General features: G+C 71.3%; 20 protein-coding genes. 6 read left to right on the top strand and 14 right to left on the bottom strand.

The annotated features are described in order from the left end of the window. The first annotated feature begins 36 nt into the window (after positions 1–36). Positions 37–813, top strand: a complete 777-nt coding sequence (locus tag ISO16_RS00550; protein WP_072635021.1) for a GA module-containing protein — start codon at positions 37–39, stop codon at positions 811–813. Here the strand turns inward: ISO16_RS00550 and ISO16_RS00545 are convergent. The 3 genes from ISO16_RS00545 to ISO16_RS00535 form a co-directional block, all read right to left on the bottom strand. Then, positions 810–1,607: an Fpg/Nei family DNA glycosylase gene (locus ISO16_RS00545; RefSeq protein WP_006930558.1), complete on the bottom strand. Its 798-nt coding sequence runs from the start codon at positions 1,605–1,607 to the stop codon at positions 810–812. The genes ISO16_RS00550 and ISO16_RS00545 overlap by 4 nt on opposite strands. Positions 1,608–1,627: 20 nt before the next feature. Beyond that, positions 1,628–2,107, bottom strand: a complete 480-nt coding sequence (locus ISO16_RS00540) for a ribose-5-phosphate isomerase (RefSeq protein ID WP_072635020.1) — start codon at positions 2,105–2,107, stop codon at positions 1,628–1,630. 84 nt (positions 2,108–2,191) lie between these two features. Further along, positions 2,192–2,812 carry a mycothiol-dependent nitroreductase Rv2466c family protein gene (locus ISO16_RS00535; protein WP_029543074.1) on the bottom strand — a complete coding sequence of 207 codons (621 nt, stop codon included), beginning with the start codon at positions 2,810–2,812 and terminating at the stop codon, positions 2,192–2,194. A gap of 139 nt (positions 2,813–2,951) precedes the next feature. Between ISO16_RS00535 and ISO16_RS00530 the strand changes: the two genes are divergently transcribed. Continuing rightward, entirely contained in the window at positions 2,952–4,196 is a 1,245-nt protein-coding gene (locus ISO16_RS00530) for an NAD(P)/FAD-dependent oxidoreductase (protein ID WP_072635019.1), read from the top strand. A gap of 62 nt (positions 4,197–4,258) precedes the next feature. Beyond that, entirely contained in the window at positions 4,259–6,841 is a 2,583-nt protein-coding gene (gene pepN, locus ISO16_RS00525) for an aminopeptidase N (protein WP_072635018.1), read from the top strand. Positions 6,842–6,923: 82 nt separating this feature from the next. Here the strand turns inward: pepN and ISO16_RS00520 are convergent, their stop codons facing one another. The 3 genes from ISO16_RS00520 to ISO16_RS00510 form a co-directional block, all read right to left on the bottom strand. After that, entirely contained in the window at positions 6,924–7,400 is a 477-nt protein-coding gene (locus ISO16_RS00520) for a DUF5130 family protein (RefSeq protein WP_006930552.1), read from the bottom strand. Continuing rightward, positions 7,387–7,650, bottom strand: coding sequence for an aa3-type cytochrome oxidase subunit CtaJ (ctaJ, locus tag ISO16_RS00515; RefSeq protein WP_006930550.1), 264 nt, complete (start codon positions 7,648–7,650; stop codon positions 7,387–7,389). The genes ISO16_RS00520 and ctaJ overlap by 14 nt, the downstream gene beginning before the upstream one ends. 64 nt (positions 7,651–7,714) lie before the next feature. Further along, a complete protein-coding gene (locus ISO16_RS00510) occupies positions 7,715–8,338 on the bottom strand; it encodes an HNH endonuclease (protein WP_006930548.1) in 624 nt (207 codons plus the stop codon). A gap of 174 nt (positions 8,339–8,512) precedes the next feature. Between ISO16_RS00510 and ISO16_RS00505 the strand changes: the two genes are divergently transcribed. From ISO16_RS00505 to ISO16_RS00495, 3 genes are read left to right on the top strand one after another with little or no spacing between them, the layout of a single operon-like run. Further along, on the top strand, positions 8,513–8,905 hold the full coding sequence (locus tag ISO16_RS00505) for a globin (RefSeq protein ID WP_006930544.1): 393 nt from the start codon (positions 8,513–8,515) through the stop codon (positions 8,903–8,905). Between the two features lie 55 nt (positions 8,906–8,960). Then, positions 8,961–10,550: a glycoside hydrolase family 13 protein gene (locus ISO16_RS00500; protein WP_072635026.1), complete on the top strand. Its 1,590-nt coding sequence runs from the start codon at positions 8,961–8,963 to the stop codon at positions 10,548–10,550. Then, positions 10,538–11,461 (top strand): DMT family transporter, encoded by a 924-nt coding sequence (locus ISO16_RS00495; RefSeq protein ID WP_006930541.1) that lies wholly within the window; start codon positions 10,538–10,540, stop codon positions 11,459–11,461. The genes ISO16_RS00500 and ISO16_RS00495 overlap by 13 nt, the downstream gene beginning before the upstream one ends. Here ISO16_RS00495 and ISO16_RS00490 read toward each other — a convergent pair. The 8 genes from ISO16_RS00490 to ISO16_RS00455 form a co-directional block, all read right to left on the bottom strand. After that, on the bottom strand, positions 11,448–12,152 hold the full coding sequence (locus tag ISO16_RS00490) for a hypothetical protein (RefSeq protein WP_072635017.1): 705 nt from the start codon (positions 12,150–12,152) through the stop codon (positions 11,448–11,450). The two genes, ISO16_RS00495 and ISO16_RS00490, sit on opposite strands and share 14 nt — an antisense overlap. After that, a complete protein-coding gene (locus tag ISO16_RS00485) occupies positions 12,145–12,579 on the bottom strand; it encodes an acyl-CoA thioesterase (RefSeq protein ID WP_083662491.1) in 435 nt (144 codons plus the stop codon). Before ISO16_RS00485 ends, ISO16_RS00490 begins: the two co-directional genes overlap by 8 nt. 51 nt (positions 12,580–12,630) lie before the next feature. Further along, entirely contained in the window at positions 12,631–17,454 is a 4,824-nt protein-coding gene (locus ISO16_RS00480) for an NAD-glutamate dehydrogenase (protein ID WP_230304457.1), read from the bottom strand. 109 nt (positions 17,455–17,563) lie between these two features. Next, entirely contained in the window at positions 17,564–17,980 is a 417-nt protein-coding gene (locus tag ISO16_RS00475; RefSeq protein ID WP_006930526.1) for an acyl-CoA thioesterase, read from the bottom strand. After that, positions 17,973–19,646: an energy-dependent translational throttle protein EttA gene (gene ettA / locus ISO16_RS00470; RefSeq protein ID WP_006930524.1), complete on the bottom strand. Its 1,674-nt coding sequence runs from the start codon at positions 19,644–19,646 to the stop codon at positions 17,973–17,975. Before ettA ends, ISO16_RS00475 begins: the two co-directional genes overlap by 8 nt. A gap of 81 nt (positions 19,647–19,727) precedes the next feature. After that, a complete protein-coding gene (locus ISO16_RS00465) occupies positions 19,728–20,855 on the bottom strand; it encodes a lipase family protein (RefSeq protein ID WP_072635024.1) in 1,128 nt (375 codons plus the stop codon). A gap of 78 nt (positions 20,856–20,933) precedes the next feature. After that, entirely contained in the window at positions 20,934–21,998 is a 1,065-nt protein-coding gene (locus ISO16_RS00460; protein ID WP_072635023.1) for a lipase family protein, read from the bottom strand. Between the two features lie 74 nt (positions 21,999–22,072). Further along, positions 22,073–23,200 (bottom strand): alpha/beta hydrolase family protein, encoded by a 1,128-nt coding sequence (locus tag ISO16_RS00455; protein WP_072635016.1) that lies wholly within the window; start codon positions 23,198–23,200, stop codon positions 22,073–22,075. Between the last annotated feature and the right edge of the window lie 6 nt (positions 23,201–23,206).

The following is a 23,206-nucleotide window of genomic DNA, read 5'->3' as shown; positions in this document are numbered from 1 at the left end:
GGACGGTGACCGTCCAGTCCGCCGGAAGGGACCGCCGTGGAACTCCTGCTGATCGTCGCCGTCCTCGTCGCCGTCGTGTTCCTGGTGTCCGCGGCGCAGCGGAAGAAGTCGGGGCGTGGCGCCCACGAACTCGACGACGCGAAGGCCGACGCCCGGCAGGCCATCGAGCGGCTCGGCGGCCAGATCTACAACCTCACCGGCACCGACACCGCCTCCAAGCAGGCCCTCGCCGATGCGTCCGAGCGCTACCACGCCGCCGGGTCACAGATCGAGCAGGCCCGCACACCGGTGCAGGCACGGCTGGCCAAGCAGACCGCTCTCGAGGGGCTGTACTACATCCGGGCGGCCCGCCTCGCGATGGGCATGGACCCCGGTCCCGATATCCCCACGCTCGAGGGCCAGCAGACGGCCGGCCGCGTGACCGAGAACCGCGAGATCGACTTCGAGGGACGCACGGTGGCAGCCTCACCGGCCCCCTCGTCGCGCACCCCGAACTACTTCCCGGGCGGGCGCGTCGCGGGCCGGCCCGTGCCGGCGGGCTGGTACTCGGAGCCGTGGTGGAAGCCCGCCCTCGTCGCCGGGGCGTGGGGCGTCGGATCGATGCTGCTGTTCTCGGCTATGTTCTCCGGCATGGCCGGGGTGCCGTACGACGCGCAGGCCTTCGAGCAGGGCTTCGACTCCGGATACGACCAGGGTCTCGAGGCCGGCCAGGACGGCGGGGACTACGGCGACGCCGGCGGCGATTACGGCGGTGGTGACTACGGCGGGAGCGATTTCGGGGCCGGCGGGGACTTCGGCGGGTTCGACTTCTAGCCCACCTGGCAGGCGGGGCACCAGAACAGGTTGCGGCCCTGCATGACCGAGTGCAGCACCGGCGTGGTGCACAACCGGCACGGCTCACCCGCACGCCGGTAGACGTAGGTCCGGGGACGGCCCTTGGCGTAAGCCGGTGCGCCGTGGTCATGTTCGCGCCGCACGACGTGGATCGCGCCGCGTCGCACCCCCGTCCGCATCAGAACGACGAGATCGTCCCAGACGGCGTCGAACTCGGCTCTGGTGAGATCACGGCCGGGGCGCTGCGGATGGATGCCGTGCCGGAACAGGACCTCCGCGCGGTAGATGTTGCCCACCCCCGAGATCACGGACTGGTCCATGAGCAACGAGCCGATGGCGCTGCGGGACTTGGTGATTCGCGTCCACGCCCGTTCGGGTTCGGCGTCCCGCCGCAGCGGGTCGGGACCGATCCGCGCGGCGATCGCCTGCACCTCGCCCGGGGTGAGGACCTCGCACGCGGTCGGACCGCGCAGGTCGGTGCCGAACTCGGCGCCGACCATGCGCATCCGTACCTGACCGACCGGATCCGTCAGCGGAACCGGCGCCTCGGTGAACGAGCCGTACAGACCCAGGTGCACGTGCACCGTCAGGCCGTTGTCGTAGTGGTGCCACAGGTGCTTGCCCAGCGCCTCGGCGCGGAGCAGCACCCGGCCGTCGACGAGCGCCGCGTCGTCGGCGAAGCGGCCCTGCGGGCTCGACACCCGCACCGAGGCACCCGCGAAACGTCGCTGGTGCAGCCGGGCGAGCCGGTGCAGGGCTGGTCCCTCCGGCACGGTGGATCAGGCTCCGTTCGTCAGGCCGGCGCGCCGGGAACTTCCGGGGCCACGCCGGTCTTCTCGTACTCGCTCAGGATGTCGATGCGCCGCTGATGCCGTTCCTCCCCCGACCACGGGGTGGCGACGAACGCATCGACGATGGCGAGGGCCTCCTCCAGGCTGTGCATGCGACCACCGATGCCGATGAGCTGCGCGTTGTTGTGCTCACGGGCCAGCTTGGCGGTCTCCACGCTCCAGGCGAGGGCACAGCGGGCGCCCGGCACCTTGTTCGCGGCGATCTGCTCACCGTTGCCGCTGCCGCCGAGGACGATGCCGAGACTGCCCTCGTCCGCGACGACGCGGCGAGCGGCCTCGATGCAGAATGCCGGGTAGTCGTCGAGGGCGTCGTACTCGTACGAGCCGCAGTCGACGGCCTCGTGGCCGTTGGCAGTGAGATGTTCGATGATCTGGTTCTTACGTTCGAAGCCGGCGTGGTCGGCACCCAGGTAAACGCGCATGCGTCAGATAGTAGGCAGCGCTGCTGCCGGTGCGTCCTTTGGGCGGCAGCAACCGCCCAAAGGACGCACCGGCGCCGCAGGCGCCTACTCGAAGCTCGGGTCCTCGGTGCGCGTGCGCTTGAGTTCGAAGAAGTGGGGATAGGACGCCATGGCCACCACCCCGTCCCAGATCCGGCCGGCGTCCTCGCCGCGCGGGATCCGTGAGAGCACCGGACCGAAGAACGCCACGCCGTTGACGTGGATGGTCGGCGTGCCGACGTCCGGGCCGACCGCATCCATGCCGGCGGCGTGGCTGGCGCGCAGCGCCTCGTCGTAGGCGTCGGTGTCGGCGGCCTGCGCCAGGTGCGGATCCAGGCCCAGGTCCGCGAGGGACTTGGCGATCACCGCCGGGAAGTCCTTGTTGCCCTCGTTGTGGATCTGGGTGCCCATCGCCGTGTACAGCGGCTCGAGGATCTCGTCGCCGTACTTCTGCGCCGCGGCGATCGCCACCCGCACCGGCCCCCACGCCCGCGTCATCAGTTCGCGGTAGACCTCGGGCAGGTCGTCCTTGCCCTCGTTGAGCACGGCCAGGCTCATGACGTGGAACTTCGCCTCGATGTCGCGGACCTGCGCCACCTCCAGAATCCAGCGCGAGGTGATCCAGCACCACGGGCACAACGGGTCGAACCAGAAGTCGGCGGTGTCCTTCGAAGTCGGGTCGCTCACGGGGTCTCCTCGCTGCAGGAATTCGGACTACGGTCCGATTCAACGTCGGCCGTCGCCCAATTCTTCCCGAACCGCCGGTTCCCGCGCCGTCGCCGACGTACCGTCGAGGAACCGGTGCCGCACGGAACGGGGATGCGCGATGTCCAACGAGAAACTCTTCGTCATCGTCGGCGGCGGGCTCGCCGGGGCCAAGACGGCCGAGCAGTTGCGCGCCCGCGACTTCCCCGGCCGGATCCTCCTCCTGTGCGAGGAGGAACATCTTCCCTACGAGCGACCACCGCTGTCGAAGGACTACTTCGCCGGCAAGAAGCAGCTTGCGGAGTTCACCGTGCAGCACGGTGACTGGTACCGCGACCACCGGGTCGAGGTCGAACTCGGCGTCACCGTCACCGCGCTCGATCCGGCCGCCCACACGGTCACGCTGCCCGACGGTTCCACCGTGCGCTACGACAAGCTCGCCCTCGCGACCGGTTCGCGCTCGCGGCGCATCCCGCTGCCGGGCGTCGACGCCGCGGGCGTGCACATGTTGCGCACCGTCGAGCAGTCCGACGCGCTGCTTGCCGCCGTCCGCCGCGACGCGGGGCCGGCGGCGCACCTGGCGATCGTCGGTGCGGGCTGGATCGGTCTCGAGATCGCCGCCGGGGCGCGCGGGCACGGCGCGGACGTCACCGTCGTCGAGGCAGCCCCCCAGCCCCTGTCCGCCGCGCTCGGTGAGCAGATGGGAGCCGTCTTCGCGAAGCTGCACCGCGATCACGGCGTGGACCTGCGCACCTCGACGACGGTGTCGGAGATCCTCACCGCCGAGAACCGCGCGAGCGGGCTTGGTCTCGGCGACGGCACCGAGATCCGGGCCGACGCGGTCCTCCTCGCGGTGGGCGCAGCGCCCAACGTCGAACTGGCCCGCGACGCCGGACTGGCGACGGAGGACGGCGGAGTGCTGGTCGATGCGTCCCTGGCCACCAGCGATCCGGACATCGTCGCGGTCGGTGACATCGCCGCCGCCGAGCATCCGCTGCTCCGGACCCGGATCCGGGTCGAGCACTGGGCCAACGCGCTCCACCAGCCGGACGTCGCGGCCGCCACCATGCTGGGCCGGCCCGCCTCCTACGACCGTCTGCCGTACTTCTTCACCGACCAGTACGACCTCGGCATGGAGTACGTCGGGCACGCACCCGGCGACGCGCGGGTGATCACGCGCGGCGACGTCGACTCCCGGCAGTTCCTCGCGTTCTGGCTCGACGCGGCCGGGCGGGTCTGCGCCGGGATGAACGTCAACATCTGGGACGCGGGTGACGACATCCGCGCGCTGATCTCCTCCGGCGAATCCGTCGACCCCCACCGGCTCTCCGATCCGGAGGTGCCACTCGCGGAGGTCGCCGGGTGAACCGGTCCCTCACATGATGGGATGGCAGGCGAGTCGCATCCCGTCGTGAGAAGGAGTTTTCCGTGGCACCACCGAATCTGACCCGCGAGCAGGCGGCCGAGCGGTCCGCGGTCCTGACCGTCGACAACTACCGCATCGAACTCGACCTGACCGACGGCGCGGGCGCTCCGGGAACCACCACGTTCCGTTCGACCACCACCGTCACGTTCGACGCCACGGACGGCGCGTCGACCTTCGTCGACCTGATCGCGCAGACCGTGCACTCGGCCACCCTCAACGGCAAGCCCGTCGACGTCTCCGGATACACCGAGGAGAGCGGGATCGCGCTGAACGGATTGGCCGCGCGCAACGAACTGACCGTCGAGGCGGACTGCCTCTACACCAACACCGGCGAGGGCCTGCACCGCTTCGTCGATCCCACCGACGGCGCGGTCTACCTGTATTCGCAGTTCGAGACGGCCGACGCCAAGCGGATGTTCGCGTGCTTCGACCAGCCGGACCTGAAAGCCACGTTCGACATCTCGGTGAGCACGCCCGCCGACTGGAAGGTGATCTCCAATGCCGCGACGGTGAACACCGTCGCCGCCGACCCCGGACGGCACGTCTTCCGCACCACGCCCCGGATGAGCACCTACCTCGTGGCGCTGATCGCCGGACCGTATACCGAGTGGACCGACACCTACAGCGACGCGCACGGCACCATCCCGCTCGGCATCTACTGCCGTGCCTCCCTGGCCGAGTTCATGGACGCCGAGCGGTTGTTCACCGAGACCAAGCAGGGCTTCGGGTTCTACCACGAGAACTTCGGCATGCCCTACGCGTTCGGGAAGTACGACCAGCTGTTCGTTCCCGAGTTCAACGCCGGCGCGATGGAGAACGCCGGCGCGGTGACCTTCCTCGAGGACTACGTGTTCCGCTCCAAGGTCACCCGCTACTCGTACGAGCGTCGCGCCGAGACGGTGCTGCACGAGATGGCACACATGTGGTTCGGCGACCTGGTGACCATGCGCTGGTGGGACGACCTGTGGCTCAACGAGTCGTTCGCGACCTTCGCCTCGGTGCTGTGCCAGTCGCGTGCCACCGAGTACACGAACGCGTGGACCACGTTCGCGAACGTCGAGAAGTCGTGGGCCTACCGCCAGGATCAGCTCCCCTCGACCCATCCGATCGCCGCGGACATCCCCGACCTCGCGGCGGTGGAGGTCAACTTCGACGGCATCACCTACGCCAAGGGCGCGTCCGTGCTCAAGCAGCTCGTCGCCTACGTCGGCGAGGAACCGTTCCTCGCGGGGCTGCGGGACTACTTCCGTGAACACGCGTTCGCCAATGCCACGTTCGACGACCTGCTGGCGGCCCTCGAGAAGTCGTCGGGCCGGGACCTGTCGGGGTGGGGCGCGCAGTGGCTCAAGACCACCGGGCTGAACATCCTGCGCCCCGATTTCGACGTCGACGACGACGGGCGGTTCACCCGCTTCGCGGTGATCCAGGAGGGCGCCGACCCCGGCGCCGGGGAACGCCGGGTGCACCGGCTCGCGATCGGGGTGTACGACGACGACGGTTCGGGCAAGCTGCTCCGCACACATCGCGTCGAGATCGACCTCGACGCCACCGAGCGCACCGAGGTGCCGGAGCTCGTCGGCGTCGGCCGCGGCAAGCTGGTGCTCGTCAACGACGACGACCTCACGTACTGCTCCGTGCGGCTCGATCCCCAGTCGCTCGAGGTGCTGATGGACCGGATCGGCGACATCGCCGAGCCGCTGCCGCGCACCCTGGCATGGTCTGCCGCATGGGAGATGACCCGGCAGGCCGAGCTGAAGGCCCGCGACTTCGTGGCGCTGGTCCAGCGCGGCGTCGCGACCGAGACGGAGGTCGGCGTGGTACAGCGGCTGCTGATGCAGGCGCACACCGCCCTCGGCAGCTACGCCGATCCCGGCTGGGCGGCCGAGCGAGGCTGGAACGACTACGCGAACCGGCTGCTGGAACTGGCCCGCGAGGCGCAGCCGGGCTCGGACCATCAGCTCGCGTTCGTCAACGCGTTGACCACGGCCCGGCTCGCGCCGTGGCACACCGAGGTGCTCGGGGAACTGCTCGGCGCCGAGCCTTCCAGCGTCGGGCTGGCCGGACTGGTCGTCGACACGGATCTGCGGTGGCGGATCGTGCAGGCGCTGGCCGCGGCCGGGGAGATCGACGCGGAGGGCGTGGAGTCGCCGTTTATCGACGCCGAGGCCGAGCGGGATCCGACGGCCGCCGGTGCACGACAGGCGGCCACCGCGCGGGCGGCGCGCCCGCAGGAGGCCGTCAAGGAACAGGTGTGGGACACGGTGGTGGGCGACGACTCGATCCCGAACATCACCGCCCGCGCGATCATCGGCGGCTTCGCTCCGGCCGGCCAGTCGGAGCTGCTCGAGCCCTTCGTCGCGCGGTACTTCGCCGACGCTCCGGGCGTGTGGGAGCGCCGCTCCAGCGAGGTCGCGCAGACCGTCGTCGTGGGCCTGTACCCGTCGTGGTCGATCAGTGAGGCCTCCGTCGCCGCGGCCGACGAGTTCCTCGCCGGTGAGCATCCGCCCGCGCTGCGCCGGCTGATCAGCGAGGGACGCGCGGGGATCGTCCGGTCGCTGAAGGCGCGGGCGTTCGACGCGTCCTAGCCGCAACACGCGTGTGGCCGAATGTCACATCGTGTCGATCCGATCGACGTGATGTGACATTCGGCCACAGAGGCGAGGGGAACTACGGCGCGGTGATCGCGTTCGCCATGACGCGGATCGCGCTGACGATGCCGTCGATCAGGTCGCCCTGCCCGAACGACGAGATCGCGGCGGTCACGCCGAGCTGCGTGACCCGGTTGTCGACGCGGTCCGCGACGCCGCGGCCGCTGCGGATCTCGATGGAGCGCTGGTTCGGGTACACGGCGATGAGCACCGAGTTCGGCGCCTCCGGCGTGGTCGGGAACACCGCGTCGGTGGTTGCCGCTGGGTCGGTGGCGTCCGCGACGTAGACGTTGAAGCGCACCTTCGTCGCCCGGGTGGCCTCGGTGAGCGCATCGTCGAGAGCGATCATGTCGCGGTCGCGGAACGGCGGGCCCTCGAACAGGCCGTCGAGGGGGCGGGTCCGGGAGATCCGGCCGCTCGCCGTCAGCGCCGCACCGTACGGCAGTTCCGCGGGAGCCACAGCCGTCCGGCTGTGCATCACGTCACCACTTGCCACTTGCCCTACCTCCGATCGGGTCGACCGGCGCGCCGGCGACGAGTTCATGATGCCCACCGTGGTGGCCGTGCGTGGTGACCTCGTCGACCGCGCTCCACAGCATCGGATCGTGGTCCCACTTGTCCCCGAGCTTGTACTCGGCGGGCCGCGTGCCCGGAACCGGCTTCGTGAAGACGGAGAAGACCCCGAGTATCACGATGATCGCCACCGGGATGGCAACGAATATGAGGGTTGTCTCGAGAATGCTCACATCGCAAACGGTAGCCCAGCATGTGCGATCCCGGCGCGCTTGCCCCGACTTGCGGCGACGGGGATCAGGCCGCGCCCTCGCCCAGGTACGGCAACCAGGTCGGATGCAGCTCCGGCAGCGTCGCCAGCAGCCGCCAGTGCCGGCCCTTCGGGGGCACGAGCGCGGCGCGCAGCGTCCAGCCGAGTTCGCTGAGCAACTTGTCGGCCTTGCGGTGATTGCACGACGCGCAGCACGCCACGCAGTTCTCCCACGAGTGTTCACCGCCGCGGCTGCGCGGGACCACGTGGTCGATGGTCTCGGCCTTGGCGCCACAGTAGGCGCACCGGTTCCGGTCGCGGTGCATGAGCGCGGCGCGGGTCATCGGCACCCGCGCGTGGTACGGCACGTGCACGAAGCTCCGGAGCCGGATCACCCACGGAATCTGCACCGCCCATTCCGCGGATCGCACCAGCGGGCCGAGCGGATCCTCGTGCACGGTGTCGGCCTTGCCGCCGGCCATGAGCACGACCGCGCGACGGGCGGGCAGCGCGGTGAGCGGTTCGTAGGTGGCGTTGAGCAGAAGTACGCGGCGTTTGACCCAGTCCGGGACGGCGTCGTCGCGTACGACACACAGGGAGTTGGCCCCCGGCGCCCCGTTGTGGGCGTCGGCGGGCGGGAGTTGTCGATGTGCGATGCGTCGGTGCTTCATACGACCTCCGGAAGACTGCTCACAAGTGGACCACGGATCTACGCACGTCGCACGCCGATTCTGACGACTTTCCGGGTCCCGGAGGTGAACATCCCGTGCCGGAGACGTCCGATTGGGGCGCGCACTCCCGGAACCGGCACAATGGACGAGCGAGAGGGACGGTGAGCAGAACTGATGAGTGACGAGCAGACCTTCTACGACGCGGTCGGCGGCGCCGAGACATTCCGCAAGCTCACGGCGCGCTTCTACGAGGAAGTGGCCGAGGACGAGATCGTCCGCCCGCTGTACCCGGAGGAGGACCTCGGCCCGGCGGAACGGCGCATGCGGATGTTCCTCGAGCAGTACTGGGGCGGACCGCGCACCTACTCGGACGAGCGCGGGCACCCGCGGCTGCGGATGCGTCACCACCCGTTCCGGATCGGCCCGCTCGAACGCGACGCCTGGCTGCGCTGCATGCACACGGCGATCGCGTCGATCGACTCGCAGACGCTCGACGACGAGCACCGCAGCCAGCTGATCGCGTACATGGAGATGGCGGCAGACTCGATGATGAACTCGCCGATCTGAGGGCCGGCCACATTCGAGTCGTGGCCCACCTGTCGGTTTGGCACTATGGGTGGCTGTGAGCACTCCCCCCGGCACCCCTGCACAACGCTGGTGGGCGGACGCCGTCTTCTACCAGGTGTACCCCCGCTCGTTCGCCGACTCGAACGCAGACGGCGTCGGCGACCTCGACGGGATCCGCGACAAGCTCGGATACCTGGAGCTGCTGGGGGTCGACGCGATCTGGCTGAACCCGGTGATGCGCTCACCGATGGCCGACCACGGCTACGACGTGTCCGACCCCCGCGACGTCGATCCCCTGTTCGGCGACCTCGCCGCTCTGGACGCCCTCGTCGAGGCCGCCCACGCCCGCCGGATCCGCGTCATGATGGACCTGGTCCCCAACCACACGAGTTCCGAACATCCCTGGTTCCGGGAGGCGCTGGTCGCCGCACCCGACAGCCCCGAGCGGGCCCGGTACCACTTCCGCGACGGCCGCGGGCCGAACGGCGACCTGACGCCCAACAACTGGCCGAGCGTGTTCGGCGGCCCCGCGTGGACCCGCGTGACCGAACCCGACGGCACCCCCGGACAGTGGTACCTGCACCTGTTCGCACCGGAGCAGCCGGACCTGAACTGGCGCAACGACGAGGTGTTCGAGGACCTGGAGAAGACCCTGCGGTTCTGGCTGGACCGCGGCATCGACGGCTTCCGCATCGACGTCGCCCACGGCATGGCCAAGCCCGGCGGGCTACCCGACTTCGACCACTGGGAGCAGAACCGGCTGCTGCGGCACTTCGACGACGACCCGCGGTTCAACAACGCCGAGGTCCACGACATCCACCGCCGGATCCGCTCGGTGCTCGACGAGTATCCGGACACGGTGGCCGTCGGTGAGATCTGGGTGCACGACCACGTGCTGTTCTCGGAGTACCTGCGCCCCGACGAACTGCACCTGGCGTTCAACTTCCATCTTGCGCTCGCGCGGTGGGATGCCGCCGAGATCCGGGAGGCGATCGACGTGTCGCTCGCCGCGGTCGCGCCGAGCGGCGGGGTCGCGACGTGGACACTGTCCAATCACGACATCGAGCGTGAGGTGACGCGCTACGGCGGCGGTCCGCTCGGGCGCGACCGCGCGCGGGCGATGATCCTCGTCGAGCTGGCGCTGCCCGGTGCGGCCTTCCTCTACAACGGTGCCGAACTCGGCCTGCCCAACGTCGACGACCTGCCCGAGGACGCGCTGCAGGATCCGGTGTGGGAGCGGTCCGGGCACACCGACCGCGGCCGGGACGGGTGCCGGGTCCCGATGCCGTGGGAGGGCACGCAGCCGCCGTTCGGCTTCACCAGCGCATCGCAGACGTGGCTGCCGCAGCCGGACACGTGGGCCGGGCTGACCGTCGAGGCGCAGCTCGAGGACGTCTCGTCCACCCTGTCGTTGTACCGGGCGGCGCTCGAGGCGCGACGTCGGCGGCCGGAGTTCGACGGCGCCGACGTGGACTGGTACGGCAGTCCGCCCGGGTGCCTGGCGTTCCGCCGCTCCGGTGGGCTGATCTGCGCCCTCAACACCACCGAGCACCCGGTGGAGATGCCGCCGGGCACGGTGCTCCTGTCCAGCGCGCCGCTGGTGGACGGGCAGCTGCCCGGCAACGGCGCGGCGTGGCTGATCTGACCGCACACCGCTCGCCGGCGAGCGCGGTCGCCCTGGTGCTGGCGGCGTCCGCCCTGTTCGGGACGACGGGCACCGCGCAGGCCCTCGGTTCGCGTGCGCTCGGTGTCCCGTTGGACGCCGTCGCGGTCGGGGCGGGCCGCATCGTGCTGGCCGGGACGGTGCTCGCGCTGTTCGCGCGGGCCCGTGGCCCGCTGTTCCCGGCGGGCCGCCGGCTGCCGACGCTGCTCGGCGCCGGCGGCGTGGTGATGTATCAACTGGGGTTCTTCACCGCGGTGCAGACCGCGGGCGTCGCGGCGGGCACGATGATCGCGCTCGGGTCCGGACCGGCGTTCACCGGGCTGCTGCAGTGGCTGGTGTCCCGGCGCCGCCCCGGCCGCGTGTGGGCGGTGTCGACGGCGATCGCGGTCGTCGGGCTCGTCCTCATCGTCGCCGGATCGGGCGGCGGCACCTCCGCGGGCGCCGGTTCCGTCGCGGCCGGGGCCCTGCCCGCGCTTGCGGCCGGCCTGGGCTACGCGACGTACACCGTCGCGGGTGCCGCACTGCTCGGCCGCGGCGCCACCCCGGCCGCGTCGATGGGCGCGATGTTCGGGCTGGCGGCGGTGCCCATGGCGGCGATCCTGCTGGCACAGTGGCCGGGCGGTCTCGACAGCGCGGCCGGCGCGACGACCGTCGTCTATCTCGCCCTCGTCCCCACGGTGCTCGCCTACCTGCTGTTCGCACTCGGCCTGCGCACGCTGTCGCCCGCGGCGGTGACCACCCTCACGCTCGCGGAACCGGTGGTGGCGGCCGTGCTCGGTGTGCTGGTGCTCGGCGAGCGGCTCGGCCCGGTGGCCCTCGCGGGGACGGTGGTCGTGGTCGCGGCGCTGACGCTGCTGGGCCGGAATCTCGGCGGCGGTGTCAGCGCACGCTGAGGCCGAGACCTCCGCCGCGGCGGAGGTACACGGATCCGTAGCGGGCGTCGAGCCGCAGCCATGTCGCCGACGCCCGCACGCGCACCACTTCGGCCGGGTCGATCCGGTCGAGGTCGATCTCCGCTGTCGCGGGGGCACCGCCCGTGGGCACGAAGCCCATGGCGTTGAGTGCGAACACCAGCCGCATCGGCACCCCGGCCCGCTCTCCCCCACCGGCGACCTCGAGCACCTCCTGCGCCAGCAGCGACGACGGCGGTCCCTGCCCCTGCTCGCGACTGAGCGTGACGCCGCGCTGCGCGAGGTCCACGAGGACGCGGGCGGGGACGTCGTCGAGGTGGACGTACCCGGCGTCCGGAGGCAGGGCCCCGCGCCACGCCGAGTCCATCGCCCACCCCGGGTCCATCCCGTCGCCGCCGGCGGCGACGAGGGCCGCGCGCAGCCCGTCCGCGGCGACGGTCGTGTCCGCCGGGGCGATCGTGCCGCGCAGCACCCGGGCGGCGAGGGCGTCGAACCCGGTGTTCACCCACGCCGAGAGCAGCCCGTCGGGGCGTTGCCGCAGCCGCACGACAGCGGCCTCGTCGAGCCGGACCGCGCGGGTCAGGAACGCGACGAGGTCGGAGCGGTCGGCGGGGTCCGGGACCTGCAGCCACCGTTCGGATGACGTCCCGGCCGCACTGAGGGAATCAGCCACGACGCCACCGCTGCAGGTACTCGCGTTCGGGGCCGGTGAGCCGGCACAGCCGCTGGGTGCCGATGTCGAACGCCGCGATCTGGGTGGAGGCGACCACCGAGGGCGTGGCGTCGGCGGGCGCGCCGCCGGGCCGGACCTCGTAGCCGATGGTGAAGTCGGCCGCCCGCACCTGCTCGACCCACATCAGCACGTCCAGCGGGCTGTCCTCGTGCCGCAACTGGCCGCGGTACCGCACGTGCAGGTCGGCGATGACGGCACCCTCCCGCAGGTTCACGGTGGGCCGGCCGTCGGCGAACAGCCACGGGATGCGGGCCTCCTCGAGGAGGGTGACCATGCGCGCGTGGTTGATGTGCTGGAACGCGTCCATGTCGGACCAGCGCACCTCCACCGCGGTGTGGAAGCCGAACTGCTCGGTCGCGTCCCTCACTGCGCGGGCCCCGCGGCTCCACGGTGCTCGACCCCGGCGTGCTTCAACTGCCTACCTCCTGTCGGGTGCGCCGGCGCGCACCATGCTCCTGACCTGACGCGCCGCCACGGACAGCGTCGCGAGGTCCAGATTTCCAGACAGGAAGATCTCCTCGAGCGCCGACCTCGCCCGCCCGAGCCGCGAGCCGTTGGTCAGCTCCCAGTCCTCGATCATCTCGCGGGTGCTCTCGCCGGGTTCGGCGGTGCCGAGCACGTCGAGGGTGAGCGTGCGCAGCGAACCGTACAGTTCGTCGCGCAGGGCGAGCCGGGCCAGCGAGTGCCACCGGTCGCCGCGCTCGAGGGCCGTGACCGCGGACAGCAGCCAGTCGATCCCCATGTGCGCGTCCATCGCGTAGTACAGCTCGGCGACCTCGGCCTCGTCGCGTTCGGCGATGTCGGCGATGTCGATGACGTCCAGCAGCGGGAACTGGTCGAGGAGGCGGAACACGTCCCACGTCAGCTCCTCCGGGGCGCCGCGCGCGAGCAGCGGCTCGGCGCGTTCCTTCAGGTCCTGTACGTGGTGGCCCTGCATCCACTCCTCCACGCGCGGCGCGAGCCGCGCGAACATCGCGCGGTACCGGCTGATCTCGGCACCGACGGCCAGAGGTTGCGGCCGGTTCGACAGCAGCCACCGCGACGCCCGGTCGAGGACGCGGTGCGATTCGAGCAGCAGGTCGTCGGCGACGGCCGCGGTCGTGTCGGCCGCGCGGATGCGCGCCCACAGGCCGGGCAGGCCGAAGATCTCGGTGACGGCAGCGTAGGCGCGGATGGCGTCGGTGCTCGACGCGCCGGCCTCCTCCGAGAGCCGGTAGACGTAGGTGATCCCGCCGTTGTCGACGGTCTCGTTGGCGAGGATCGTCGCGACGATCTGCCGGCGCAGCGGGTGGGACTTGATGCCGGTGCGGAAGGGTTCGCGCAGTTGCCGCGGGAAGTAGCCGGGCAGCCGGCCGGCGAAGGTGTCGCTGTCGGGCAGGTCGGTGTCGAGCAGGTCGTCGGCGAGTGCGAGCTTGACGTGGGCGAGCAGGGTGGACAGCTCCGGGGAGGTGAGTCCCTCCCCTTCGAGGCGGCGCCGCTCGATCTCGGCGTCGCCGGGCAGTGCCTCGAGGGAACGGTCGAGCCCGCGTTCGGCGACGAGGTCGGCGATCAGCCGCTGGTGCACCCCGAGCATCGTGGGCGCGCCGGTGCGGGAGTAGCCGAGCAGGTTGTTCTGGGACATGTTGTCCTTCAGAACGATTCGCCCGACCTCCTCGGTCATGGATTCGAGCAGCGGGTTGCGGTCGGTGGATGCGAGGGCGCCGGCGGTGACCATCGAGTCGAGCAGGATCTTGATGTTGACCTCGTGGTCGGAACAGTCGACACCGGCGGAGTTGTCGATCGCGTCGGTGTTGATCTTGCCGCCGGCCCGGGCGTACTCGATGCGGCCGCGCTGGGTGACGCCGAGGTTGCCGCCCTCCCCGACCACCCGGGCGCGGACGGTGGCGCCGTCGACGCGGACCGCGTCGTTGCCCTTGTCGCCGACGTCTGCGTCGGTTTCGGTGGCGGCCTTGATGTAGGTGCCGATCCCCCCGTTCCACAGCAGGTCCACCGGCGCCCGGAGGATGGCGCGGATCAGTTCGGGGGGCGAGAGCTCGGTGACGTCGTCGTCGAGTCCGAGCACGCTACGGGCCTGGGGACTGAGCGGGACGGACTTGAGCGAGCGCTCCCACACCCCGCCGCCGGTGCTGATCAGGTCCGCGTCGTAGTCGGCCCACGACGAGCGGGGCAGGTCGTACAGGCGGCGCCGCTCGGCGTACGAGGCGGCGGGCTCCGGGTGGGGGTCGAGGAAGATGTGCCGGTGGTCGAACGCGGCCACCAACCGGATGTGGGTGCTCAGCAGCATGCCGTTGCCGAACACGTCGCCGCTCATGTCGCCGACGCCGGCGACCGTGAAGTCCTCGCTCTGCGTGTCGACGCCCAGTTCGCGGAAGTGCCGCTTGACGCTCTCCCACGCGCCGCGCGCGGTGATGCCCATCGCCTTGTGGTCGTAGCCGGCCGATCCGCCGGAAGCGAAGGCGTCGCCGAGCCAGAACCCGTACTCGCGGGCGACCTCGTTGGCGAGGTCGGAGAAGGTGGCGGTGCCCTTGTCCGCGGCGACCACGAGGTACGTGTCGTCCCCGTCGCGGCGGACCACCCGCGGTGGCGGCACGGCCACGCCGCGGGCGCGGTCGAGGTTGTCGGTGACGTCGAGCAGGCCCGCGATGAACCGCCGGTAGCAGGCCTCCCCCTGCGCGCGCACCGCCTGCCGGTCGGCGGCCGCGTCCCCGGTCGGCGCGACGGGGCGCTTGACCACGAAGCCCCCCTTGGCACCGACGGGGACGATGACGGCGTTCTTCACGGCCTGGGCCTTGGCGAGCCCGAGGATCTCGGTGCGGAAGTCCTCGCGCCGGTCCGACCAGCGCAGGCCGCCGCGGGCAACGGAGCCGAAGCGCATGTGCACACCCTCGACGTCGGGTGCGTAGACGAACACCTCGAACTTCGGTCGCGGCTGGGGCAGTTCGTTGATGCGGGTCGGGTCGAGCTTGAACGACAGGACCCGGGCGGGCGCGGCGTCGGCGCGCGAGAGCGCGACAGCCCCGTCGTCACCGGACACGAAGTAGTTGGTGCGCAACGTCGCCCGGATGAGGCCGAAGAGACCGCGCAGGATCCGGTCGGCGTCGAGGCTGACGACGGCGTCGATCCGGCCGACCAGCTCGGCGGCGGCATCCTGCTCGCGGTCGGCGGACGCCTCGTCGGGGTCGAACATCGCCTCGAACAGTTCGGCGAGCAGCGCGGTGGTGTCCGGGTCGGCGAGCAGCACACCTTCGATGTGGTACTGACTGTAGGGGAAGCCGGCCTGCCGCAGGTACTTCGCGTAGGCGCGCAGCATCATGGCCTGCCGCCAGCCCAGCCCGGCCCGCAGGACCAGTTCGTTGAACCGGTCCGGCTCCGAGAGCCCGTGCCACACGGCGGCGAACGCCGCGGTGACACGGGTGGTCACCCTCGGGTCGGGTTCGAGGTCGACGGGCAGGACCAGGCCGAAATCGTAGATCCAGCAGCTCATCCGGTCGGCGCGGATGATCTGGTACGGGCGCTCGTCGAGCACCTCGACGCCGAGGCTCTGCAGCACCGGCAGCACCTGGCTGAGGGTGATGCCCTCGCTGCCGATGTAGAGCGTGAAGCGCCACCGGCGCGGGTCGGCGCCGGGGGGCCGGTACAGCAGCAGGTCGATGCTGCCGTCGCGCAGTGCCTCGAGGCGGGCGATGTCGGCCAGCGCCCGGACGGCGTCGAAGTCCTCCTTGTAACCGTCGGGGAGCGCCTCCGCGTAGCGCTGCACCAGCACGGGATCGACGGTGTGGTCGGTGGCGGCCAGGTCGGCGAGGTGGTCGTCCCAGCTGCGGCTGGCCTCGGCGAGCAGGGCCTGGATGCGCAGGCGATTCTCCTCGGAGGTGTCGATCCGCGGCAGGGCCTGTCCCGGCGGGGTCCGGATGGTCACGTGCAGCAGCGCCAGGTCGCCCTCCGTGACCCGGGCGGTGTAGTGGATGGAACCCCCGCCGTACTCGCGCATCAGGATCTGCTGCATCGCGACCCGGACCCGTGTGTTGTAGCGGTCGCGGGGCAGGTAGATCAGGCACGAGACGAAGCGGCCGTAGGGGTCGACCCGCAGGAACAGCCGCAGTTGCCGGCGCATCGCGACCACCGCGGTGACGGTCTCGTAGAGGGTGTCGGTGTCGGCGGAGAACAGTTCCACCCGGGGCAGCGCCTGCAGCACCTCGAGCATCGCCTGTCCGGTGAAGGACGACAGTTCCACGCCGGCGCGGGCCACCACCTCCCGGACCCGGCGCGCCAGCACGGGAATGTCGAGCACGTTCTCGTGCAGCGCGGTCACGGCCAGCACACCGAGGAACCGGTGCTCGCCGACGACGCGACCGTCCGGGCCGAGGACGGCGACGCCCACGAAGTACGGGTACACCGAGCGGTGCACCGTGGCAGGCAGGGACGCCTGGGTGAGCACCAGCAGCGGCCGGTCGGTGGCCTCGACGGTCGCCGACATGTCGATCACGTCGTCGGCGGCGAGGTCGGAGCGCAGCACCCCGAGACCACTGCCGGGCACGGCGCGGGCGTGCCGCGTCCCGGATGCGTCGGCGACGATGTCGTAGCGCCGGTAACCGAGGACGGTGTAGTTGCCACGCGCGAGCCAGCGCAGCAGCGCCGACGTCTCCCGCAACTCCTCCGCGGCGTGCCGCGGCGGCGGGTTCTCGGCGAGCGCGTCGAGTTCGACGGCCAGGTCGCGTTCGCGGGCGAGCATCGCGGCGGTGTCGGCCCCGACCTGCCGCACGTCGGCGAGCACACCGCCGATCTCGGTGCCGACGGTGTCGAGGGTGGCCTCGGAGGTGGCCGGGTGCAGCTGGACGTGAATCCACGACTCCGCGACGAAGCCGTGCGGGGGCGTGGTGTCGGCCACCATCTCGAGCAGGTGTCCGTCCTCGTCGCGCCGGACGGACACGACAGGATGGACGAGTTCGCGGATGGCGACGCCGAGCCGGGTCAACAGCGCGATGACGGATTCGACGAGCAGCGGCATGTCGTCGGTGACGATCTGCAGGGCGGCGCCGACGCCCCACCGATCGCCGGGCCGGTAGACGCGGGTCAGGACGGCGTCGGCACTCCGCTCGCGGCCGAGGTCCAGGTGGGCGGACAGGGCCGGATCGGGGGCGTCGAGGGTGTCCGCGTAGCGGCGGTAGACGTCCTCGAGCGCGGCCGCCGAGAGCTCACCGCGCCGGTTCGACGAAACCCCCTGGGGTGTGGCGGACTCGGCCATGGTGCTCACTCCCTCATTCGCCGCCGGAAACCGGCAGCGCCGCGGACAGGCTCTGGTTCGAGCCTATCCGCGGCGCCGGGTGTGAGGGGGGAATCCCGGGCCGGGGCGGTCAGCCGACCGTCGCGGCGACGTAGTCCTCGAGGACCGCCCGCTCCTCGGCGGTGAGCGGCCGGGAGGACTCCGTGTGCGGGTCGAACCCGACGAGGACGGCGTCCCCGGAACCGCACGGATTGCCCTGCACGTCGGTGATCACGTGCCGCAGGGTGTACGAGCTGTTGCCCACGTGCAGGACCGAGATGGCGACGGTGATCGGACCGGAGTCGTCCTTGAGCGGGCGCAGGAACTCCACGTCCATCTTCCGCACCACCACGGCGCCGCGCGCGAACGGGCCGCTCTGCAGGAACTTGATCCGGGCCTCCTGCATGTACTCCACGAACTTCGTGTTGTTCACGTGCCCGAGACGGTCGGAGTCGGCCCAGCGGACCTCCAGCGTGCAGGTGAAGGTCTTCTGCCCCGGCTCAGTCACGGGTGAGCTTCCGGTGGGTGACGCGGTGCGGACGCGCCGCCTCCGCCCCGAGCCGCTCGACCTTGTTGGCCTCGTACGATTCGAAGTTGCCCTCGAACCAGAACCACTTGCCCTCCTCGACGTTGCCTTCCCACGCGAGGATGTGGGTGCAGGTGCGGTCGAGGAACCAGCGGTCGTGGGAGATCACGACGGCACAGCCGGGGAACTTCTGCAGCGCGTTCTCGAGCGAGCTCAGGGTTTCGACGTCGAGGTCGTTGGTCGGCTCGTCGAGCAGGATCAGGTTGCCGCCCTCCTTGAGGGTCAGTGCCAGGTTCAGGCGGTTGCGCTCACCACCGGAGAGCACCTCGGCCTTCTTCTGCTGGTCCGGGCCCTTGAACCCGAAGGCGCTGACATACGCGCGCGAGGGCATCTCGTTCTGGCCGACCTCGATGTAGTCGAGTCCGTCCGAAACCACCTCCCACACCGTCTTGTTGGGGTCGATGTTCGCGCGGGACTGGTCGACGTAGCTCAGCCTGACGGTGTCGCCGACCTTCACGGTGCCCGAGTCGGGCTTCTCGAGGCCGACGATGGTCTTGAACAGGGTGGTCTTGCCGACACCGTTGGGACCGATCACGCCGACGATGCCGTTGCGCGGCAGCGTGAACGACAGGTCCTTGATCAGCACGCGGCCTTCGAATCCCTTGTCGAGGTGGTCGACCTCGACCACGACGTCGCCCAGGCGCGGCGGTGTCGGGATCTGGATCTCCTCGAAGTCCAGCTTGCGGAACTTCTCGGCCTCGGCGGCCATCTCCTCGTAGCGGGCCAGACGGGCCTTGCTCTTGGTCTGGCGCGCCTTGGCGCCGGACCGGACCCACTCGAGCTCCTCCCGGAGGCGCTTCTGCAGCTTCTGGTCCTTCTTGCCCTGCACCTCGAGGCGCTCGGCCTTCTTCTCCAGGTAGGTGGAGTAGTTGCCCTCGTACGGGTGCAGCTTGCCGCGGTCGACCTCGCAGATCCACTGCGCGACGTGATCGAGGAAGTACCGGTCGTGGGTGACGGCGAGGACGGCGCCCGGGTAGCTCGCGAGGAACTGCTCGAGCCACAGCACCGACTCGGCGTCGAGGTGGTTGGTGGGCTCGTCGAGCAGCAACAGGTCGGGCTTGCTCAGCAGCAGCTTGCACAGGGCGACGCGGCGGCGCTCACCGCCGGAGAGGTGGGTGACCGGCTCGTCCGGCGGCGGGCAGCGCAGGGCATCCATGGCCTGCTCGAGCTGCGAGTCGATGTCCCAGGCGTTGGCGTGGTCGAGTTCCTCCTGGAGCTTGCCCATCTCCTCCATCAGCTCGTCGGAGTAGTCGGTCGCCATCAGCTCGGCGATCTCGTTGAACCGGTCGAGCTTGACCTTGATCTCGCCGAGACCCTCCTCCACGTTGCCGCGGACGGTCTTCTCCTCGTTGAGCGGCGGTTCCTGCAGCAGGATGCCGACGGAGGCTTCCGGGTCGAGGAAGGCCTCGCCGTTGCTGGGCTGGTCCAACCCGGCCATGATCTTGAGGATGGACGACTTGCCCGCGCCGTTCGGTCCGACCACACCGATCTTGGCACCCGGGTAGAAGCTCATGGTGACGTCGTCGAGAATGACCTTGTCACCGTGCGCCTTGCGCACCTTCTTCATCGTGTAAATGAACTCCGCCATAGGTCCAGCGTATCGGGCGGACCCGCAGAACCCACATCCCGGACGACCGGGCCCGCCCGGCGGGACCCGGGAGCGGGCCGGCTACGACCCGAACAGCCGCGCCACGAACGGGGTGGTGTCGGGCAGGGACCGGGTCATGGTCGTGTTGTGCCCGGCCACGTACACCCGGTAGTCGGCGTCGGCGCCCCCCGCCCGCAGGTCGGCTGCGAGCTTGGCCGACAGCGGCGCCGGAACCATCGTGTCGTGGATGCCCTGGGCGAGGAACACCGGCCGGTCGTACCCGCTCGTCGGGACGCCGAGGTAGTCGGCGAGCACGGCGGGGAACCGGCCCGCGGACAGCGGCAGCGCCGCCAGCTCGCCCACCCGCACCCCGTCGGCGAGCGCGTTCAGCTCGTTGTAGCAGAGCTGTTCGGCCGCGTCGACGAACTTTCGCCCGGTCGGGGTCAGGTAGCTGTTCACGTCCAGGTCGGGCTGGGCGGCGCGGAGCCCGGCGAAGATGTAGGAGCTGAAGGCGACCAGACCCTCGAAGCCCGGATCCGGGAATCCGGGTCCGCCCATGGGAAACAGTTGCTCGAGGTTGGACGGCGCCCCGGTGGTGACGGTGCCGCGGAAGTCGAGCTCCGGGGCCCGCGACGAGGCCCGGTGCGCGGTGTGCAGCGCCGCGTGCCCGCCCTGGGACTGGCCGACGACGACCCAGCGCTGCGACAGCGACGGCTCGGCGGCACGGCCCGCGCGCACGATGTCGACGACGCTGTTGGCGGCGCTCTGCCCGTCGAGATACGGGTGGACGCCCTCGGTGCCCAGGCCCGGATAGTCGGCCGCGACGACGGCGTAGCCCTGGGCGAGCCAATGCTCGAGGTACGGACGCTCGAGATCGGACCACGGGTGCCGCGACGGGGCGCAGTCGTCGGCGATGCCGACGGTGCCGTGCGCGTAGGACACCACCGGCCAGCCGCCCGCCGGGGCCGGCCCCGGCGGGAGGAACAGCACGCCGGTGCCGACGGCCGGAGCGCCGGAGCGCCACTCGGTGCGGTAGGTGAGCCGCTCGGCGACCGCGGCACCCGGCACCGACATCTCGGCCGGCAGCGGCTCGACCGACACGATCGCGCCCGGCGCGGGGTCGGCGGCCGCGACGGACGGGGCGAGCACGCCCGCCAGCACCGCGCCGATCGCGCCCAGCGCCCGTCGCCACCGTCTGTTCCGGCCCATGAAGTCCTCCGCTCGTCCGAGGGGCGTGCCGATCGTCGGCATGCGCCACCTCGCACGTCGGTCGCCGGCCGTCCCGCGTTACCGGACGAATCGGGCGGCCACGAACGGTGTCGTGTCCGGGAGCGCGGCGAAGAGGGTGGCGAAGTGGTCGTCCGGATAGGTGCGGTAGTCGACGTCGGCGCCACCGGCCCACAGGTCGGCGACGAGCTTGAACGACAGCGGCGCGGGAACCATCCGGTCCCGCAATCCCTGGCCGACGAACAGCGGCCGGTCGTAACCGCGGGTCGGGACACCGAGGTAGTCGGCGAGCGCGGCCCGCATCCGGTCGTCGCCCAGCGGCCGGGACAGCAACTGCCCCACATCCACGTCGGCGGCGCGGTCCTCGAGATCCCCGTAGCAGAGGTACTCGGCGGCGTCGACGAGATCGCGTCCGACGGGCGTGAGGTAGCTGTTCACGTCGAGGTCGGGGCGTGCCGCCCGCAGCCCGGCCATGATGTAGGCGCTGAACGAGACGAGCCCGTCGAGGTCGAGGTCGGGGAAGCCGGGCACCCCGAACGGGAACAGCAGCTCGAGGTTGGACGGCGCACCGGTGGCGACCGCGCCGCGGAAGTCGAGCTCCGGCGCGCGCGCCGTGGCCCGGTGCGCGGTGTGCAGCGCCGCGTGCCCGCCCTGCGACTGGCCGATGACCACCCACCGCTGCGACAGCGACGGCTCGGCGGCCCGGGCGGCGCGGACGACGTCGACGATGCTGTTCGCGGCGGTGGGCCCGTCGAGATACGTGTGCAGGCCCTCGGTACCGAGGCCGGGATAGTCGGCGGCCACCACCGCGTAGCCCTGCGACAGCCAGTGCGCGAGATACCGCCGCTCCCGTTCGATGCGCCGGTTGCGCGACGGCGCACAGTCGTCGCCGAGGCCGACGGTGCCGTGCGCCCACGACACGACCGGCCAGCCGCCGTCGGGGGCCTCGCCCGGCGGCAGGAACAGCACCCCCGTGTCGACGGCGGCGGCGCCGGACCGCCACTGGGTCCGGTAGGTGAGCCGCTCGGCGACCGCGGCACCGGGCACGGAGAGTTCCGCCGGCAACGGTTCCACCGACATCACCGCGCCGGGCACGGGTTCGGCGACCGCGACGGCCGGGCACATCACGGCCACCGACGCGCAGGCCGCCCACAGCGACCGGCGCACTCCCCACCTGCTCACGGCGCAACCCCTCTGCTCTACCTGCCGAGCAATGTCGCCGCGAACGGCGTGGTGGCCGGCAGGGCGTCGAACATGGTCTCGGAATGCCCGTTGGGGTAGGTGCGGTAGTCGACGCTCGTGCCCCCGGACCACAGGTCGGCGACGAGCTTGAACGACAGCGGCGCCGGCACGACCTGATCCCGCAGCCCCTGACCGAGGAACAGCGGCCGATCGTAGCCGCGAGTGGGGACCCCCATGTAGTCGGCGAGCGCGGCACGCATGCGGTCGTCGCCGAGCGGGCGGGCGAGGATCTCCCCCACGCCGATGCCGCGGACGCGGTCGCCGAGTTCGGCGTAGCAGAGCCGTTCGGCGTCGTCGACGACGCCCCGCCCGACCGGGGTGAGGTAGCTGTTCACGTCCAGGTCGGGCCGCGCGACCCGCAGGCCGGCCAGGACGTAGGACAGGAACACGGTGGTGCCGTCCAGGCCCAGATCCGGAAAGCCGGGACCGCCGAACGGGAACACCGTCTCGAGGTTCGACGGCGCGCCGGTGGCGATCATGCCGCGGAAGTCGAGTTCCGGCGCCCGCGACGTGGCCAGGCGCGCGGTGTGCAGGGCGGCGTGACCGCCCTGCGACTGGCCGATCACGATCCACCGGTTCGACAGCGAGGGCTCGGCGGCGCGGGCGGCCCGGACGACGTCGACGACGCTGTTCGCGGCGCTCGGCCCGTCGAGATACGTGTGCAGGCCGTCGCCGCCCAGGCCGGGATAGTCGGAGGCGACCACGGCGTAGCCCTGGGACAACCAGTGCCCGAGGTACGCCCGGTCGCGGTCGCTGCGCGGGTTGCGCGACGGGGCGCAGTCGTCGCCGATGCCGACGGTGCCGTGCGCCCACGACACGACCGGCCAGCCGCCCGCGGGGGCCTGGCCGGGCGGCAGGTACAGGACACCCGACGCGGTGGTCTCCGCACCGGACCGCCACTGGGTGCGGAAGGTCAGCCGCTCGGCCGTGGCCGCACCCGGCACCGACAGCGCACCGGGCAGTGACTCGACCGCGACCACCTCGCCGGGCGCGGGCTGCGCGCCGGCCGTCGCGGGCACGACCAGGCCGGCCGCCACGGCGCCGATGCACGCGAGCGCCCGCAGCCGCCACCCCGTACCCCTCATCGCGCT

This window comes from Rhodococcus sp. M8 (genome assembly GCF_015654185.1).
GTDB classification, from domain to species: domain Bacteria; phylum Actinomycetota; class Actinomycetes; order Mycobacteriales; family Mycobacteriaceae; genus Rhodococcus; species Rhodococcus aetherivorans.
The sequence above is the reverse complement of the archived record's forward strand: the minus strand, read 5'-3'. Positions and strand labels throughout refer to the sequence as shown.